This window comes from Microcoleus sp. B5-D4 (genome assembly GCF_036705145.1).
In the GTDB taxonomy this organism is placed as follows: domain Bacteria; phylum Cyanobacteriota; class Cyanobacteriia; order Cyanobacteriales; family Microcoleaceae; genus Microcoleus.
On the sequence record NZ_JAUBTV010000025.1, the window covers coordinates 9,498 to 26,422 of the forward strand.

Consider the following 16,925-nt stretch of genomic DNA (forward strand, 5'->3'; position numbering starts at 1 on the left):
TCACCGATGGAGTAGTAGGCTTTGTATCTACTTTGTCGGTTGTTTCAACCTGAGTCGAATCACCAGAATTATTCGCAATATCTTTGACTTCTTCCTCAGTCGTCACCGATGGAGTAGTAGGCTTTGTATCTACTTTGTCGGTTGTTTCAACCTGAGTCGAATCACCAGAATTATTCGCAGTATCTTTGACTTCTTCCTCAGCCGTCACCGATGGAGTAGTAGGCTTTGTATCTACCTGATCCGTTGTTTCAACCTGAGTCGAATCAGTAGTATCTTCGTCGGTAGTAGCGGTAGGCGCTGGAGTGGTGGGAGTCTCTTGATCTGAAGTTGATGGATTCAGAATTTCCTTTTCTAAATCATCCAGTAAATCTGATAATTCAGCATCTACATTTGGTTTTGCTTCCGGGGTAATGTAAGGTTTCGCATAAGCAATAAGTGCCTTGCCCAAATCAGTTTTTCGCCACTCTTTATCCTGGTTAATCACAGTATCAAGCAAAGCAGCTTTTGCTGTCGCACCCCGCACTTGGAAAATGATATCGTTGTAATCCCTATCACTCCCCGAATCTAACCGCATATCCTCCATGACAAAGGTATTGCCTTCTCCCGTGACATCGGCAATTTGACCAAAGTGAAATCCCTCCACAGGATTCGCCATTGCCATAGAAAATAAAGGACGTTGAGCGCCGCCAACAGTCGGATTATCATACACAGACTTTACACTACCGTTGGGTACTAACATCACCCCATATTTACCCCCAGCAGTTACGGCAAAACTCTTGACTCCTAGGTAGACTCCTTCGTTGGCATTACTCTCTCCTAAGAAACCGGAAAACCGTGCACCTTCTGTAGCATCATTAATCACTACATGACCTTTCACCGAGTTACTTAAAGAACGCGCAGCTACTTCTTTAATGAATGCTTCCGAACCGGGTTCAAATTTGTCTAAATCGTCTAAGCTGAAAATAGCTAACTCACCTTGGAACCTCCCACCATCAAATGTGTAGTCTATACTGATGCGACCTGTTTGATCCGTAGTAAATACCCCCGATGTAAAGGGAGAAATTAACTTTTTATCTGTAGTCGCTTCTGGTTCTTTTTGGGTTTCAGTTGTTGCTACGGTAGTAGTTGAATTCTCTTTCTCTGTTTCTTCCCCGTTGCTAGTGTCAGTATTTGTTTCGTCTTCTGGCTTGCTGGCATCTGGGGAAATAGTAACTACCGTCTCGCCTGTTTTTGATTCTTGAGTGGCAACTGTTTCGCCTGCAACTGCATCTGTTTTGGCGGCGGCTGTGCTATTTGGATTGTTGGTGGCAGCAGTTTCGCTGGGTTCTTCGGCGGTTGAAATTGCTGAATCGGTTGGTGGTTTCTCTGGTGCGATTTCCCCCGCTGATGTAGTCTCTTCATTTGGCAGTTCTTCGCTAGCTGATTCAGTCGTGGCTACAGGTTTTTCCGCTTCAAATGTGAGAGTTGTTTCGGAGTCGGTAGTGACTGGTTTGTCGGTAGTTATTGAGGTTATTTCTGTGGCTGCTTCAGTCGCTGCGACAGGTGGTTCCGGTTCAGATGTGAGAGTTGTTTCGGAGTCGGTAGTGACTGGTTTGTCGGTAGTTATTGAGGTTATTTCTGTGGCTGCTTCAGTCGCTGCGACAGGTGGTTCCGGTTCAGATGTGAGAGTTGTTTCGGAGTCGGTAGTGACTGGTCTGTCGGTAGTTGTTGATGTTGTTTCTGCCGCAGATTCAGTCGTTGCTACAGATTTTTCCGGTTCAGATGTGAGAGTTGTTTCGGAGTCGGTAGTGACTGGTTTGTCGGTAGTTGTTGATGTTGTTTCTGCGGTGACAGTCTTGTCTTCAACAGGAGTTCCTGTAATTACATCTATGTTTGCAGTGGGTTTTTCCGAAGTTTCGGCGCTGTTTGAGGGAAGTGGAGAATCTGATTGTGCACCGGTGAGGGTGTCTGCGTCGGATGATTTTTGAGTGCTAGTTGGTGCTAAATTCAGCGTGTATTTGATGTCGCCACTGATTTGCAAAACTTTGACTGAATAGTCTCCGGCTAGTAAGCTGTCAACACTAATTGTTTCTGCACTGGTTCCCGCGTTGGTGGAACTGTAAAGTGGTGCGCCACTAGAGTTTAACAAAAATATGTCGGCATTCCCGCTCAAACCGTCGATCGAAAATTGGAAACTTCCCGGACTGGTGATATTAAATTTGTAAAGGTCGTAGATATTTGTAGCGCCAACACTACCTGTGTAGGTTTTGCCGTCAGCCAATGCCCCGATGTTAAGTTCAGTCATACTACCCCTGAAAAATAGTTGCTTGAAAATGCTCTTAATTATCTATCTGGGGGAACTTAAGGTTTTTATGCGAAGCGCGGTGAATCGTTACATAAGTTTACATTAGGGTTGCCGATCGCCCAAAATTTGCAATCTACCCGCATTTAATTTACTGGTGATTTTGCTTAAAACTCCTGTGGGGAGTAGGGGTTGGGCAGGAGAGCCCGCCCCAAAGGTGCAATTTAAATACAGAAAAGCTTAGTTGCACTTCACTGCGGAAAGACCAAAGTGCGTGAAAGTCAACAGTCACACGCCACCAGTCAAAGATTTCTGGCCATCACGCATCCTACAAGTGCGATCGCCCCAGACAATCCCTTATCCCCTACAATAAACAAGCAATTATTATATTTTGAGTTATCCTGTGAGTCCTACTGCCGAAGTCAGCAATACCCTAAATGCGGGCGCTCTACCAACCGTTACCGCTACCCCAGCCCGCCGCGCTGTTTTTCCCTTCACTGCAATTGTTGGCCAGGAGGAGATGAAACTGGCGCTGCTGTTGAATGTCATCGATCCCAAAATTGGCGGGGTGATGATTATGGGCGATCGAGGTACTGGCAAATCTACCACAATCCGCGCCCTCACTGATTTGCTGCCGGAAATTGAGGTGGTGGCTGACGATCCTTTTAACAGTCATCCCACTGATCCAGATTTGATGAGTGACGAGGTGCGCGATCGCACTTTATCTCAAACTGACATTAAAATCGCCCGCAAAAAAGTCCAAATGGTAGATTTACCTTTGGGCGCGACCGAAGACCGAGTTTGCGGTACGATCGACATCGAGAAAGCTTTGTCAGAAGGTGTTAAAGCTTTTGAACCCGGTCTTTTAGCTAAAGCTAACCGTGGCATTCTGTACGTTGATGAAGTCAATTTGCTCGACGATCATTTAGTCGATGTTTTGCTCGACTCCGCCGCCAGCGGTTGGAATACTGTGGAAAGAGAAGGCATTTCGATCCGCCACCCGGCTAAGTTTATTTTAATCGGTTCCGGGAATCCAGAAGAAGGAGAATTGCGGCCGCAGTTGCTCGATAGATTTGGGATGCACGCAGAAATTCGGACTGTAAAAGACCCGAATTTAAGAGTGGAAATTGTCGAACAGCGATCGAGTTTTGACCAAAATCCGCCGGAGTTTCTCGCGAAATATCAGCAAGAACAAGATGATATGCAGCAGAAGTTGGTGGAAGCCCAGGAAAGATTGAAATCGGTAACTATCGATCGAGAGTTGCGGGTAAAAATCTCCCAAGTTTGCGCGGAATTGGACGTAGACGGGCTGCGGGGCGATTTGGTGACGAATCGGGCTGCGAAAGCTTTCACGGCTTTGGAATGCCGCACAGAGGTGACTGTGGACGATATTCGCCGGGTGATGACTCTGTGTTTGCGGCACCGGTTGCGGAAAGACCCGCTAGAATCAATAGATTCGGGGTATAAAGTGACGAAAGTGTTCGATCGGGTATTCGGTCTAGAAACAACTGAGGGGTAATTGGTAATTGGTAATTGGTAATGGGTAATTGGTGGTGATGAAACCTTCCCAAATTTTCATACCTAATTCCCATTCCCAATTACTAATTCTGGCAATGGAAAAACGAATTTTAGGATTAGATCCGGGCTTAGCAAATCTTGGCTACGGGGCAATTTCCTGTCAAATTGTACCGGGCAAACAAGATAAAAACAGCGTTTCCATGATTGATTGCGGCGTCATACAAACAACGCCAAAACAGGAAATGGGACAGCGCTTGAAAACCATTTACGACGATTTGCACGAGGTAATTGAACAGATTAAACCTGATATAGCAATTGCCGAAAAACTGTTCTTTTACAAGATGGGAAATACCATACTTGTAGCGCAAGCGCGCGGCGTTTTGACCCTAGTATTGGCGCAGTGTGGAGTGCCGCTGTTCGAGTTTACGCCGGCTCAAATTAAGCAAGCTTTGACCGGCCGCGGTAATGCGGATAAATCTGAAGTGCAAGATGCCGTGGCGCGGGAGTTGGAGTTGGGTTACATTCCGAAACCAGACGATGCGGCGGATGCTTTGGCGGTGGCTTTGACTGGTTGGTACGATGATGATATTTGTCCGAAGAAAATACAGTTGGAAACAGGAAAAATTTGATGCAATATCAAATCATCGGCAAATTAAGTACAAATCCGGGCAAGACATCTTCTCCCGATAAATTTACAGGAAATTGTACACTCTCTACTTCGCGAGAAGGGCGATAAATCTCCACTTGTTCGTCTAGAGGATTAATTAACCAACCCAAGGGTAAACCGCTGTTTAGATACTCCTGCATTTTCTCCTGAAGCGGGCGCAGGGGGTCTGGGCGCGATTCCCTTCGGGATAGCTTCGCTTCACGCAATTCTATGAGAAAATCAGGACAGATTGGCGGAAATTTCTCTTGTTATTCTGCTGTTAAAGCAGACCATCTTTCTAAGCTAACCCAAGCGGCGTCTGGAACTCGATAGCCATTATTAGGCAAGCGAAAAATTGTAGAATAACTAAACACTCTCCCTAGCTGCGTTTTACGGTTCCACAAGCCCAAATCTGTAATTAAATAGGCTTCTCGATTGCCACTGACTCCGCCTACGGGTGACATAATAATGATTTCTCCTTTAGGTGTCCGTTCAAATTGCCAATCTCGATTCATCTGGCATAAACGGTAAAATTGTTCGTCGGTTAATTCGACAGTATCTAAGTTTAAAATAATGGTTGTCATTTTTCCTAACTCCCTAGAAATATGAGCCCTGCAAACCTATTTTAGCGCCGCCTTTTGTCAATTTTAACATCACTCCTCATATCCCGGAGTTAAGCTTTAATACGAGGGCTTAAGCCCCAGCCCGACTATTGCGAAGTGCAAAATATTAGTTGAAAATGTAATTAAGTTCGATCGCCCAATTCCCACCTTAATGAAAAAATGCTATAATAGCAACTTTAATTGCTAAACTTATCCCGCCAGCAGAAAACACAGGAAAATAATATGGTGATTATTACCTCACAACAAATTGCCCAATTTCGCTCGCAATTAGCCGAATATCCCGAAGCCCTCAAAGCCCTAGACGCAATCGAGGATTGCGAAGGTAACATCGAAGATGCAGCGATATCTCTAGCAATTCAAGCCGGACAAGAACCGAATATATCAGAAAATTGGTTAGACGGATTGGCCAAAAGATGCCGCGTTGCTATCTGCAAATCAGAGGTTAAAGAAGAGTTGACAAACGGACAATTGAATGCTGCATTTAGAGATTTAGTTGCAGCCAAAATTTGCCCTGATATTTTGGTGACTTCGGTGATTATTTATGTATTTAAAACTGGGGTGAATGAGTTTTGTGAACCTCTAGAATATAAACTGTAAAGCCATCGATGCCTTTAAAAAGTACGTGAAGCAAAACTATCCCGAAGGGTAGGGAATCGCCCCAAATTATCGAAACATGATACAACGAGGCGATCCTCTTCGAGGGCTTCGCTAACGCACTTTTTCTCTACCCCTTTGCACTACTGTACCCAGTCGGCACAAAATCCGGCGACAAACCCAAAGATTTCCCCAGCAAACGAGCAAGTTGCACTAAAAAATTAGCAGTATCTTCGTCACCTTCGCGGGCCATTGAAGCCGATATCTGGATTAGCATTTGCACAAATCCCGCATCAATTAAATCGGAACAGGAACTCAAAACTTCTGGTTCTTGGCCGTTGGGACAGGTAAGCACTCGCTCGATTAAGTTCAAATAAGCCTCTTGGCGTTCTGGATTCATTTTGGGAGGATCTGTACAGTAAATAATTTATTATTACGTTTAACTCACTCCTGTCAATCAGGCGATCGAATAAGCGATCCCCGTCTTTCCTCTAGAAACTCCATTCAGTCAGGAATAGACAGAAGCTTAAAGAAAATCTTAAGTTTCTCCATGCTAGTTTAGTCGAGGTAAGGTGCGCTGAACATCACCCTACTATTCAAGGGAATTAGGAATATAAAAAATGAAAATAGGAATATTTTTAGGAAATCTAGGAAATCCCGCCATCTACTATCCCAAATTCGCCAAAATCACCGGCGGGGTCACAGCCAGTATTTTTCTGTGCCAATTATTGCAATGGCAATCACAACATTCCTACTTCGGCGAATGGGTGAAAACTAACAGCACAGAAATAGAAAAAGCCACCGGTTTAAATCAGGAAGAACAGGAATTAGCGAGACAGCAACTCAAAGTGCGATCGCTCCTCAAAGAAAAACTACAAAATCCCAACACCGACACCCTAGAACTCTGCGCGGACATTGACGCTTTTGAGGAAAAACTCAATAACTTTTGGACACCGAATCTGCCAGAAATTATAACACAGACAAGCCGCGAAAACAACAATCATCCTGTAGAAATATTCCCCGAAACATCACCCCCAAATCATGTAGTTAAAACCGACAAATATTTTGGGCAACCCCGCCAACAAATAGCCGTTGCTGTCACGCCTCATTACCGATTTAGCGGCCCTTGGAACTCCCAAGAAGAATTGCACAACTTTCAGCGAGCTTTAGAAGCCTATGCTCAAGAGCGTAATTTAGGATTTGGCAATCCTTCTGGATGGGCATTTAAAATTATTGATAGCATGACAAAAGGCTTAACCTCGACTTTTTGGGATGAATTTATCGCCGGAATTCCTTTAGGAGAAAGTCAGAAAGTCCAGCGGGATTGGGAAATCGAGCCGGAAGTGCCTTATCCTGCTTTTGAAGAGGAGCGAATTCAGTATTATGTCCACAAAGGAGAACCGCTGGAAGCAGCAGTCTCTAAAGCCCGTGCTGACTTGAGAAACCCGGTTTTGGGCAAAGATTTGTGGGAGGGTTTTTTGCGAAAGTGCGATCGTATTGCTGATGATGCACTCAAAGCAAAACAGCAGGGCGTTGACACACCATATCTGCCGTCTTCCTTCAACGAAAAACCGCAAATCACCAAGGATAGCGTTATGCGGAAGTTAGGGGCGATCGCGCCGCAATTAGCCCTCAATCAATCCACATCTGACCAGATTCCAGCACTGCCGAAACTTGCTGAAACAGCATCGCCACCTCCCACCGAAATTCCCAGTATTTCCTCTTTGCAAAAAGCTTACCAAACTCCTCTCGGCCGAAGTATAGTTGAAAAACAAATCGCTGCTAACCCAGAATGGGGGTACGAAATAGTTGACGGTGAAATAGTCGAATCAATCCCTTTTTAGGAAGCTGATATGAAACGAGTTAGCGAGATTAATCCGCTGGGAGAAGAGCGACCAAATCCTTCTGAGGAAGAGAGAGAAAAACTGCGGGTGGAAAGGTTGCAGCGAGAAAGAGATGAAGGATATCAAAAATTAGTAGAACTCTGCAATTTAGGCGAATATGACCTGGCCGAGCAGTTGGCAAATCGACATTTTAATTGGGGTTATGAAATAGTTGATGGAATTGTGATGGAAAGGATAGATTAGGTTCGCAGTTATCCCCTTTGTCACTTTCATGGGCGGGCAAGATGCCCGCCCCACAAAAAAATTAATATGTCGTGGAACAGGCATCTTGCCTGTTCCTAATAATATGGGCCGGCTCTCCGGCATACCCCACAAGAAACTTGATATGTTGTGGAACAGGCATCTTGCCTCTTCCGAAGAATGGTGCAAGTGGACTACCGCAATGTCTATGTTATAATTATAACTAAAAATTAAATAACTATTAAAATATGACGACAACTATTAATGCCAAAAACCTAACATTAGCAGAAGTACACCGTCTGTTCGGCTTTCAAAAGCAGTACACGAACTCATTTACCTCTCTGTTATCCCTTGAAGATATAACAGAACACGAACAGCAGGAACTTATACAAATTAGGGATGACTTCGATGACTACATTTCAACTGATCGAGTTTCTGAAGGACTGGTAAAAGCTCTGACTACCTTTCCCCTAATGCGATTGGCTGGCTTCTACCGCCGCCCGATTAAAATTAGTTTAGAACAAGACATCGCCGAAATTAGCATTGAAGATGAAGATACAATCATTAAAGGAAGATTTGATATCTTGGCTGTCAACAAAATAAAACCCATCAGAAGCGATACATATTTTTGGGTTTTGGTGATTGAAAGTAAAAATTCTGGAATTAACGCATTGATGGGTTTATCCCAATTGCTAACCTATGCTTATCAAAATTTAAAATATCAAGACACAATCTGGGGTTTGACAACCAACGGAATGCACTATCAGTTCGTCAATATTGAGGGGGGCCACAACCCAACCTATCAGCTAATGCCTTTGCTAAACCTGATGGAGCCAGAATCGTCAATTTTGTTGCTGCAAGTGTTAAAAGCTATTTGCAAACTATAAAAAAAGAGGCAGAGAAAATTCCCCGCCTCCAATCTGCAATGACTGTTAACCTAAAAGTTAGATTAGCCAGCCAATACTTTTTAGTAGCCTCTGGTGTTAGGCTTGTGCACGATGAAGCTCAGCACTTGGCATTGCTTCACGTTGTCAAAACCCATGACGCGGATGTAGCAGCTAGGATTTTCTTGACGGCAAGCTTGAACTTCAGCCATGATTTCTTGGACGCTGCGAGCACCAAACAAAGGCAACTTCCACAGAGTCCAGTAGCGCATTTCAGCGGCAGAGGTTTCGTTGAATTCTACGCCGGGAATGTAGCCTTGATCCAGGATGTACTGGAGTTGCTTGGCAATTTGGGCGTCTGTCAGCGGGGGCAAATAGGACAGAGTTTCGTAACGACGCTCTTTAGGTAAAGTCTTCATTTTTTGTATCTCTAAGGTGTGTGTTCGATCGCACTTGTCGATCGATTAACTCGACAAATTATCCAGATTCGGTTCAGAATCTATTGATGTTTCAGGATTACTGCTAGAAACAGACCAATTAAGTTGCGTAGTTCGCTCTAAATGCTGGCGTCTGTGTTCCATATTCGCCTGTTGAATGCCAGTACAAACCATTTCTGGCAAAAATTCCGTCACATCGTGAGCCAGATACTCTCGCACAGTCATGATCCGAAAGCCTAAATCTTGATTTTCCAAAAGCAACTCTTGAATATAAGCTTCTCCATCTTGGATTTTGCCCTTAGTGGAAAAGTCATTCAACCAGATTGCCAGAGGAGGATTGGTTTCGCTCAACTGAGCGACCACCATCCGCACGGATTGATAGGTTAGGTAACTTGCCAGCACCTTAGCGGTGTCTTTCGCAACTTGTTTGAGATCCATTTTGACCCCAGCTCCCTCAAATTTTAGATTTTGGATTTTAGATTTTGGATGCAAACTTACTTGTAAATCTTCTTCAAAGATAAAGACTTCCCAGCAAGTTTGCGACCTAAAACCTAAAATCTCAAACCAAAAATCCTTAAAGGGTATCCATTGCCTCAAACTCAAACTTGATTTCTTTCCAGAGTTCGCAAGCAACAGCCAGTTCAGGAGACCATTTGCAAGCTTCGCGAATTACGTCGCCGCCTTCGCGCATCAAGTTGCGGCCTTCGTTACGAGCTTGGACGCAAGCTTCCAAAGCAACGCGGTTAGCAGTTGCACCAGGTGCGTTACCCCAAGGGTGGCCCAAGGTGCCGCCGCCGAACTGTAAGCAGGAGTCGTCGCCGAAGATTTCCACCAAAGCCGGCATGTGCCAGATGTGGATACCACCGGATGCAACTGGCATGACACCAGGCATGGAGGCCCAATCTTGGGTGAAGTAAATACCGCGGCTGCGGTCTTCTTCGATGTGGTCTTCGCGCATCAAGTCTACGAAGCCCATCGTGATGCCTTTTTCGCCTTCGAGTTTACCCACAACTGTACCGGAGTGCAGGTGGTCTCCACCGGACATCCGCAAGCACTTGGCAAGCACGCGGAAGTGGATACCGTGGTTTTTCTGACGGTCGATAACTGCGTGCATGGCGCGGTGAATGTGCAGCAAAATACCGTTGCGGCGGCACCATTTAGCCAAGGTGGTGTTTGCAGTGAAACCACCGGTCAGGTAGTCGTGCATGATGATGGGGGTTTTGATTTCCTTAGCGAACTCAGCCCGCTCCATCATTTCTTCGCAGGTGGGGGCAGTTACGTTGAGGTAGTGACCCTTGACTTCGCCGGTTTCTGCTTGGGCTTTTTCAATAGCTTCTTGAACGAACAAGAAACGATCGCGCCAACGCATGAACGGTTGCGAGTTGATGTTTTCGTCGTCTTTGGTGAAGTCCAAACCGCCGCGCAGAACTTCGTAAACGGCACGGCCGTAGTTCTTAGCAGACAGACCCAATTTGGGCTTAATTGTACAACCCAGCAAAGGACGGCCGTACTTGTTCAATTTGTCCCGCTCAACGGTAATACCGTGAGGAGGGCCTTGGAAGGTTTTCAGGTAAGCGATGGGAATCCGCAAGTCTTCCAAACGCAGAGCGCGCAGAGCTTTGAAACCGAACACGTTACCGACCAAAGAGGTCAGCAAGTTGGTGACGGAACCTTCTTCAAACAAATCCAAAGGATAAGCAATGAAGCAGATGTATTGGTTGTCTTCACCGGGAACTGGTTCGATGTCGTAGCAGCGACCTTTGTAGCGGTCGAGGTCGGTCAGGAGGTCAGTCCAAACAGTCGTCCATGTACCTGTAGAAGATTCAGCAGCCACAGCAGCGCCTGCTTCTTCTGGGGGAACTCCCGGCTGCGGTGTGACGCGGAAGGCAGCCAAAATATCTGTATCTTTCGGCGTGTAGTCCGGCGTGTAATACGTTAGTTTATAGTCTTGAACTCCGGCTTTATACCCAGCCTTTGATTGAGTTTGGGTTTGCGCGTAAGCCATATCTCGCTTCCTAGTATTCGCTTAATTTTTTTGCCCGATCGCAGGCTGTTAAAAATATATCAACAAAGTGTCACTCTCAAATTTTAATATTCTTTTAATCATCATAAGTATTATTTATTTTGCTTTACATTAGGCAAATATTTGTAACATATCTTATGAAATGCCAGCAGCGAAGGATGCAGGAGGAAAGGCTGGGGATCGCAGAGTGGGAAGGAATTTTGCTCGACCAAAAGATATGGTGCAGCAAGCGGAACAGCGGATCAATACGGTTTATGTAAAGAATTTAATACTTAAAAATCAGAATTTGTAATGGGTAATCGGCAAGGGGGAAGTAGTTAGAAATACCTAAAGTTATGGTTGGGAGTTAAGATCGATCGCCAGATCGATCTCAACTGTTATTCAGTATGTAGCAATCCAAAATCCCAAATCTAAAATCTAAAATCCCGTGACTTCCAGACCGCCAACTCAAAAATCGACAGCATAGCACATAATATGGACAGGACTTGTGCTCTCAAACCAAATCCGTCGTTACAGCCATTTAACCTCGCTGAAAACCGGGTTTCTGCGTTAGCTGCGCGTAAGTCTACTATGGATATTTAGCCCCATTTTTACTCTGGTTGTGCCTCACCCCCCTTCAAAAGCCGTTCACTGCATCAATCCAGATTGCCCAAGGCCCTACCCTCAGACTTGGGGCAACAATTTTTGTCATAGTTGCGGGGCTCCCCTGCGGCTAAAAAATCGCTACGTGCCTCTAGAAAGCCTCGGTTCCGGGGGTTTTGCAGCAATTTTCACAGTCTGGGACACAGAAACTGAAACCGAGCGCGTCCTGAAAGTGTTGCTCGAAACTTCCCCGAAAGCGCTGAAACTGTTCGAGCAAGAAGCTTGGGTTTTGGCACTTTTGCGGCACCCTGGCGTCCCTAGAGTCGAGCCTGACGGTTATTTTCACGTCCAAACCCAAAATTTTGCAGGCGGGGATGGAAATCCGGCGGCGAAGCGACTGCCTTGTTTGGTAATGGAAAAGATTCACGGCAAAACTTTAGAAGAGGTTCTCGACGAGCACCCTCAAGGATGTCCGCAGGAATGGGTGTTTAGTTGGCTGAGTCAAGCTGTGGAAATTTTAGAGGAGTTGCACAGGTGTCAGATTATTCACCGCGACATTAAACCCTCAAATTTGATGCTGCGAGACCCGGAATCGCCCCAAGTTTTGCTAAGCAAGGGTTTGGGCGGACTGCAATTGGTGACGATCGACTTTGGGGGAGTTAAACAGATGGGCGGTGTCGAATCCGTGGGGAAAGATTCTCGGAGTTCGACGCGGTTGATTTCGCCCGGGTACAGTCCCCCGGAACAAATTGTGGGCGGCGGTGTGGTGCCGGCGACGGATTTTTATGCGCTGGGGCGGACTTGTATTCATTTGCTGACGGGGAAGTATCCGGCGGAAATTGAAGATCCGATGACGGGGGAGTTGCGATGGCGCCACATTGTATCGGTGAGTCCGGCTTTGGCGAATTTGTTGGACGATATGGTGCGATCGAATGTGCAGCAGCGTCCGGCGACTGCTGGCGATGTTCGATCGCGTTTGCAGGAGATTTATGCTAGGAGTAAGGGCAAAATCGCGATCGCCCCAATCGGTCAAGCTATTTTAGAATTCTGCCGGCAAGTAGTGGTGGCGGGGGCGCAAAAAACGGCAAATTTGACGGTTTTGCTGTTCGGCGCGATCGCCCAAATCGTGGTAGCTTCTCTGGATACCGGCTGGGAAATGGTGCTGGGTGCCGTTGGTGGAAGTGCGGGGGCGATCGGCGGTTTGGTTTTGGGTTATGCTTCGCCTATTGGCCCGGAAATTGCCAGTTTTCTGAATGAAGGTTTGCAGCAATTAATTCCTAACATGACTTTCGCTGTCGGGCCGGAAGTGCTGCTGTTTGGATTTGCGGGGTTCGGAACTGCGATCGGTTTGACGGATGCGGGGAGTTTTCGCCAGCAAAAACAGTATTGGCTGTCTGGATTGATGGGAGCTCAGGGTTATTTGTTGGCGGGTTTGTGCTGGATGGAAGCCACAGCTTCTAGTGGTGTGCAGGGGGTTATTTTGGGAGCTTTTGCGATCGCCTCTATGACTGTGGGAATGGGTTTGCGGAGTCATCAATTAGTTCACGCTTTGGTAGTGGCTGTTTTCTCTACGGGAATGTTTCTGTTGCTGAATGCTTGGAACATTTTTCCGGGGAGTTTATTTGGGATTTTGTCACTGTCTAACGTTACCTTTGGCTGGCTGCAAGTTTGGGGCTCAATTGTGTTTTTTGGTTTGTTGGGAAGTGCGATCGGGCTTTGTTTGGGAGTCAGTCATTATTTAGTTGTGCCCGTACTCAGGTGGTTGGGATGGCGGTAGGAATTAACTAATTAAAGATTAAATAAACATTTTAAGCAACGAGCTAAAAATTACAGTTTTTGGGCGGGCAAGATGCCCACCCACAATAATTTTAATATATTGAGAGTGTAAGTTATATCGTTTCCGTTTGATTCAGACAAGTCTGATGTTAAATTTTTTAGTGCCGGGTAAACCGGCCAATAATTGCCCACACTCGACAATCTCATAAACCCGCCCCGGCCCATACTTTATGCAGAGTTGGTATTAGTTAGGTTTAGATTAGCGTAAAATCGGCGACAGTGATGTTGGCAGCAGAGACTCGATCGAGAATGGCTAATAGTTCGCCGGTATTCGCGATCGCAATGAAGGCAGAATTATTTTTTTGAGTAATTGCCAGTTGCCCAAAAGTCAGACCGTTGCTTAATAGCAGCAAGTCTCGATTGTCTTCAAAATCGATTACAGTATCAGTGCCGCCAACTGACAGCACAAATCGATCGCTCCCCCCATCGCCCCTCAAAGTATCGCTGCCCTCACCGCCAATCAGCCAGTCATCGCCCTCACCGCCGCACAGCAAGTCATTGAGACCCGCATCACCCGTTAGCGCAAGGCGATCTGTCTCTCCCAGCAGGGTGTCATTGCCATCACCGCCGCAAAGCAAATCGTCGCCCTTATCACCAAATACCTGATCGTCCCCAGCGTCACCCAAAACCGTGTCGCTACCCTTGCCGCCGCGTACTGTATCACTGCCATCGCCCCCAGAGACAGTATCGCTGCCCTTATCGCCTCGCACCAAGTCGTCGTCTGCGCCGCCAACAACGAGGTCATCGTTCTTGCCCGCATATATAGTATCGTCGCCTGCACTACCGTCGAGGCAGTCATTGCCCTCGTTACCAAACAGTAAGTCGCGATCGAGAATTGAGCCGACAGGAATGTTGCTGAAAATTCCGCCAATTATGGTGTCGTTCTCTTGTTTGCCAATGATGATATCGTTGCCAGCATTGCCGTTGATAGCGTCGTTGGAATTGGTGCCAGTCAGGGTGTCATCGCCATTGCTACCGCCAAGCGTGAAAGCAACTGAAGCAAAATTTGGGAGCACAATTCGATCGCAAATGCAGGGCGTCGGAGTTGGAGTTGGCGTCGGAGTTGGAGTTGGTGCTGGTGTAGGAGTTGGAGTTGGCGCTGGCGCTGGCGCTGGCGCTGGCGCTGGCGCTGGAGTTGTCGCAGGCGTCGGAGTTGTCGCAGGCGTCGGAGTTGGAGTTGGTGCTGGTGTAGGAGTTGGAGTTGGCGCTGGAGTTGGCGCTGGCGCTGGCGTCGGAGTTGTCGCTGGAGTCGGAGTTGTTGCTGGAGTCGGAGTTGTCGCGGCTGGAGTTGGTGCTGGAGTTGGTGCTGGAGTTGGTGCTGGAGTTGGTGCTGGAGTTGGTGCTGGAGTTGGTGCTGGAGTCGGTGCTGGAGTCGGTGCTGGAGTTGGTGCTGGTGTTGGTGCTGGTGTTGGAGTCGGAGTTGTTGGAGTCGGAGTTGTCGCAGGCGTCGGAGTTGTCGCTGGAGTCGGAGTTGGCGCTGGTGCAGGAGTTGTCGCTGGAGTCGGAGTTGGCGCTGGTGTAGGAGTTGTCGCTGCTGGAGTCGGAGTTGTTGGAGTCGGAGTTGTCGCAGGCGTCGGAGTAGTTGCTGGCGTCGGAGTAGTTGCTGGCGTCGGAGTTGTCGCTACTGGAGTCGGAGTTGTCGCCGGAGTCGGAGTTGTCGCTGGTGTGGGTACGCGGAGATCCCGCACGAAAGTATCCATAGCATTGTTAGTGTCCCCAGCCACTAGGTTGGTGGCAATAGACCTAAAGGCCACATAGCGGCCGTCCCCTGATATGGATGCCGGCTCGGATATGCTATTTCCTCCGTTGCCGTTAGGGTCTACAGAGACCAAGGTGGTGGTGCTGTTGAGGGTGTCCCGCACGAAAATGTCCGATGCGTTGGAAAACTGTGGGCTGGTTCCTTGGATCGCATATAGAGAGTCAAACGCCACATATCGTCCGTCTGCTGAGATCGATGGGCCGTTGTTGTTGTCCGAAAACAAGACGTTATTTAGACCTAATGATGATGAGATCAAAGTGGTGGTACTGCTGAGGGTATCCCGCACGTAGATCTGCCTACCGGATACATTAGTGTTGTTACCCGCCAAATTACTCTCAGAGTCAAACGCCACATAGCGCCCGTCGGCTGAGATCGACGGCCTACTAGAGCGCCGCTCCCCCTGTTTGCCGTTCGAGTCTACCGAGATGCGGGTGGTGGTTTTAGTAACGGTATCTCGCAAAAAGATGTCATTAGAGTTGTTCGTGTCCCCACTCACCAGGTTGCTGGCGTTAGACTGAAACGCCACATAGCGCCCGTCGGCTGAAATGGATGGGTTATAGGAGCTGAGATTCGCCTGACTGCCATTGGAGTCAAGGGAGATCCGGCTGGTGGTGCTGCTGACGGTATCCCGCACGAAGATGTCATACTCTGCGTTAGTGTCCCCGCTTGCTAGGTTGCTGGCCTTAGATACAAACGCCACATAGCGCCCGTCGGCTGAGATGGCTGAAGCGCCGGAGTCACCATTTCCTTCGTTGCCATTGGAGTCAACGGAGATGCGGCTGGTGGTGTTGCTGATGGTATCCCGCAGGAAGATGTCATACTCTGCGTTAGTGTCCCCACTTACTAGGTTGGTAGCAGTAGACTCAAATGATACATAGCGCCCGTCGGCCGAGATAGACGGATAGGAGGAGTTACCATTTGAGTTAGCGGAAATCAGCGTGGTGGTGCTGTTGACAGTATCCCGCAGGAAGATATCGCGCTGTTGGTTCGTGTCGTTCTTCACGAGGTTGCTGGCAACAGAGGAAAACACTACGTAGCGCCCGTCGCGTGAGATAGATATGCCCGATAAAGCCCCTGGGTCGCCCTCGCTCTGGTTGCCATTGGAGTCTACGGAAACGCGGATGACGGGGGTGGCAAACAGGCCCTGGTAGTTCGCCATTACTGTCGGTTCAAAGGCTAACGGGGTCTTAATTTGCCCGATCGCACATTCCAATTCCCAGTCCCCACCGAGTTCACGATTGCCAATAAGCTTGGCGGAGGCGGCGACATTTGCACCCGTCAAGAAAGCTAGGCGTTGAATGAACGGAACCTCTTCTCTCTCCCCGCATTCCTGCTGGTTTGGGGTAAAATCAGATGCCACATTGCAACCGTAAATCAGCACATCCGCACCATCAGTGAAAGCGCGCCGCCACTGCTGCAACAAACTGCCATATTTGTCTAAATTATGCCAACTTAGCTGCGCGTTCCCCAGTTGCAAGCTACCAGGGCTGCCGTGCGAAACAATATGAATGTTGGTAATGCCGGTGCGCGAGTCCAAAACCTCGCTAATTTGCTTTACTCCGTCCCACGCCCGATCGAGAATTATCACTTCAATTCCCGGTTTGACTCCCTTCACCAGGTTTTCCCAGTCTGCAACAGCGGGATCAACGAACATTATT

General features: G+C 47.5%; 14 protein-coding genes and 1 pseudogene. 8 read left to right on the plus strand and 7 right to left on the minus strand.

Features of this window, described 5'->3' with window-relative positions; translation table 11 throughout:
- The coding region (locus tag QUB10_RS14090) for a DUF4114 domain-containing protein (protein WP_333203001.1) at window positions 1–2,284 on the minus strand (2,284 nt) is incomplete at its 3' end.
- Between the two features lie 400 nt (window positions 2,285–2,684).
- Here QUB10_RS14090 and bchI point away from each other — a divergent pair.
- Together bchI and ruvC are read left to right on the plus strand one after the other, a co-directional pair.
- On the plus strand, window positions 2,685–3,800 hold the full coding sequence (gene bchI, locus QUB10_RS14095) for a magnesium chelatase ATPase subunit I (protein ID WP_333203003.1): 1,116 nt from the start codon (window positions 2,685–2,687) through the stop codon (window positions 3,798–3,800).
- Between the two features lie 94 nt (window positions 3,801–3,894).
- Window positions 3,895–4,428 carry a crossover junction endodeoxyribonuclease RuvC gene (gene ruvC / locus QUB10_RS14100; RefSeq protein ID WP_333054731.1) on the plus strand — a complete coding sequence of 178 codons (534 nt, stop codon included), beginning with the start codon at window positions 3,895–3,897 and terminating at the stop codon, window positions 4,426–4,428.
- Between the two features lie 7 nt (window positions 4,429–4,435).
- Here the strand turns inward: ruvC and QUB10_RS14105 are convergent.
- A pseudogene (locus tag QUB10_RS14105) lies at window positions 4,436–5,029 on the minus strand (Uma2 family endonuclease).
- A gap of 261 nt (window positions 5,030–5,290) precedes the next feature.
- Between QUB10_RS14105 and QUB10_RS14110 the strand changes: the two are divergent.
- Window positions 5,291–5,665, plus strand: a complete 375-nt coding sequence (locus tag QUB10_RS14110; protein ID WP_006632950.1) for a hypothetical protein — start codon at window positions 5,291–5,293, stop codon at window positions 5,663–5,665.
- Between the two features lie 127 nt (window positions 5,666–5,792).
- On the opposite strand, the gene QUB10_RS14115 is transcribed toward QUB10_RS14110, so the two are convergent.
- On the minus strand, window positions 5,793–6,062 hold the full coding sequence (locus QUB10_RS14115; protein WP_333154201.1) for a hypothetical protein: 270 nt from the start codon (window positions 6,060–6,062) through the stop codon (window positions 5,793–5,795).
- Between the two features lie 220 nt (window positions 6,063–6,282).
- Between QUB10_RS14115 and QUB10_RS14120 the strand changes: the two genes are divergently transcribed.
- The 3 genes from QUB10_RS14120 (at window position 6,283) to QUB10_RS14130 (ending at window position 8,633) form a co-directional block, all read left to right on the plus strand.
- The gene (locus QUB10_RS14120) at window positions 6,283–7,506 is read left to right on the plus strand and encodes a hypothetical protein (protein WP_333203005.1); all 1,224 of its coding nucleotides are present in this window, start codon (window positions 6,283–6,285) and stop codon (window positions 7,504–7,506) included.
- Between the two features lie 9 nt (window positions 7,507–7,515).
- Complete coding sequence (locus tag QUB10_RS14125) at window positions 7,516–7,749, plus strand: hypothetical protein (protein ID WP_333054735.1); 234 nt, start codon at window positions 7,516–7,518, stop codon at window positions 7,747–7,749.
- Window positions 7,750–7,994: 245 nt separating this feature from the next.
- On the plus strand, window positions 7,995–8,633 hold the full coding sequence (locus QUB10_RS14130; protein WP_333054736.1) for a restriction endonuclease subunit R: 639 nt from the start codon (window positions 7,995–7,997) through the stop codon (window positions 8,631–8,633).
- Between the two features lie 80 nt (window positions 8,634–8,713).
- Here the strand turns inward: QUB10_RS14130 and QUB10_RS14135 are convergent, their stop codons facing one another.
- The 3 genes from QUB10_RS14135 to QUB10_RS14145 form a co-directional block, all read right to left on the minus strand.
- Entirely contained in the window at window positions 8,714–9,049 is a 336-nt protein-coding gene (locus QUB10_RS14135) for a ribulose bisphosphate carboxylase small subunit (RefSeq protein ID WP_190745620.1), read from the minus strand.
- 45 nt (window positions 9,050–9,094) lie between these two features.
- Window positions 9,095–9,505 carry a RuBisCO chaperone RbcX gene (rcbX, locus tag QUB10_RS14140; protein WP_333054738.1) on the minus strand — a complete coding sequence of 137 codons (411 nt, stop codon included), beginning with the start codon at window positions 9,503–9,505 and terminating at the stop codon, window positions 9,095–9,097.
- A 136-nt stretch (window positions 9,506–9,641) separates the two neighbouring features.
- A complete protein-coding gene (locus tag QUB10_RS14145) occupies window positions 9,642–11,072 on the minus strand; it encodes a form I ribulose bisphosphate carboxylase large subunit (RefSeq protein ID WP_333045238.1) in 1,431 nt (476 codons plus the stop codon).
- A gap of 160 nt (window positions 11,073–11,232) precedes the next feature.
- On the opposite strand from QUB10_RS14145, the gene QUB10_RS14150 reads away from it, so the two are divergent.
- Window positions 11,233–11,382, plus strand: coding sequence for a hypothetical protein (locus QUB10_RS14150; protein ID WP_333203007.1), 150 nt, complete (start codon window positions 11,233–11,235; stop codon window positions 11,380–11,382).
- 309 nt (window positions 11,383–11,691) lie between these two features.
- Window positions 11,692–13,449, plus strand: coding sequence for a serine/threonine-protein kinase (locus QUB10_RS14155; RefSeq protein ID WP_333203009.1), 1,758 nt, complete (start codon window positions 11,692–11,694; stop codon window positions 13,447–13,449).
- Window positions 13,450–13,702: 253 nt separating this feature from the next.
- Here the strand turns inward: QUB10_RS14155 and QUB10_RS14160 are convergent, their stop codons facing one another.
- Entirely contained in the window at window positions 13,703–16,921 is a 3,219-nt protein-coding gene (locus QUB10_RS14160; protein ID WP_333203011.1) for a DUF4347 domain-containing protein, read from the minus strand.
- Between the last annotated feature and the right edge of the window lie 4 nt (window positions 16,922–16,925).

What these genes read in the sequence shown, in the direction of transcription:
- QUB10_RS14145 (WP_333045238.1), bottom strand. Translation starts at nt 11,072, where the DNA reads ATGGCTTACGCGCAAACCCAAACTCAATCAAAGGCTGGGTATAAAGCC.
- ruvC (WP_333054731.1), top strand. Translation starts at nt 3,895, where the DNA reads ATGGAAAAACGAATTTTAGGATTAGATCCGGGCTTAGCAAATCTTGGC.
- QUB10_RS14120 (WP_333203005.1), top strand. Translation starts at nt 6,283, where the DNA reads ATGAAAATAGGAATATTTTTAGGAAATCTAGGAAATCCCGCCATCTAC.
- QUB10_RS14130 (WP_333054736.1), top strand. Translation starts at nt 7,995, where the DNA reads ATGACGACAACTATTAATGCCAAAAACCTAACATTAGCAGAAGTACAC.
- QUB10_RS14115 (WP_333154201.1), bottom strand. Translation starts at nt 6,062, where the DNA reads ATGAATCCAGAACGCCAAGAGGCTTATTTGAACTTAATCGAGCGAGTG.
- QUB10_RS14150 (WP_333203007.1), top strand. Translation starts at nt 11,233, where the DNA reads ATGCCAGCAGCGAAGGATGCAGGAGGAAAGGCTGGGGATCGCAGAGTG.
- QUB10_RS14110 (WP_006632950.1), top strand. Translation starts at nt 5,291, where the DNA reads ATGGTGATTATTACCTCACAACAAATTGCCCAATTTCGCTCGCAATTA.
- rcbX (WP_333054738.1), bottom strand. Translation starts at nt 9,505, where the DNA reads ATGGATCTCAAACAAGTTGCGAAAGACACCGCTAAGGTGCTGGCAAGT.
- QUB10_RS14160 (WP_333203011.1), bottom strand. Translation starts at nt 16,921, where the DNA reads ATGTTCGTTGATCCCGCTGTTGCAGACTGGGAAAACCTGGTGAAGGGA.
- QUB10_RS14135 (WP_190745620.1), bottom strand. Translation starts at nt 9,049, where the DNA reads ATGAAGACTTTACCTAAAGAGCGTCGTTACGAAACTCTGTCCTATTTG.
- QUB10_RS14125 (WP_333054735.1), top strand. Translation starts at nt 7,516, where the DNA reads ATGAAACGAGTTAGCGAGATTAATCCGCTGGGAGAAGAGCGACCAAAT.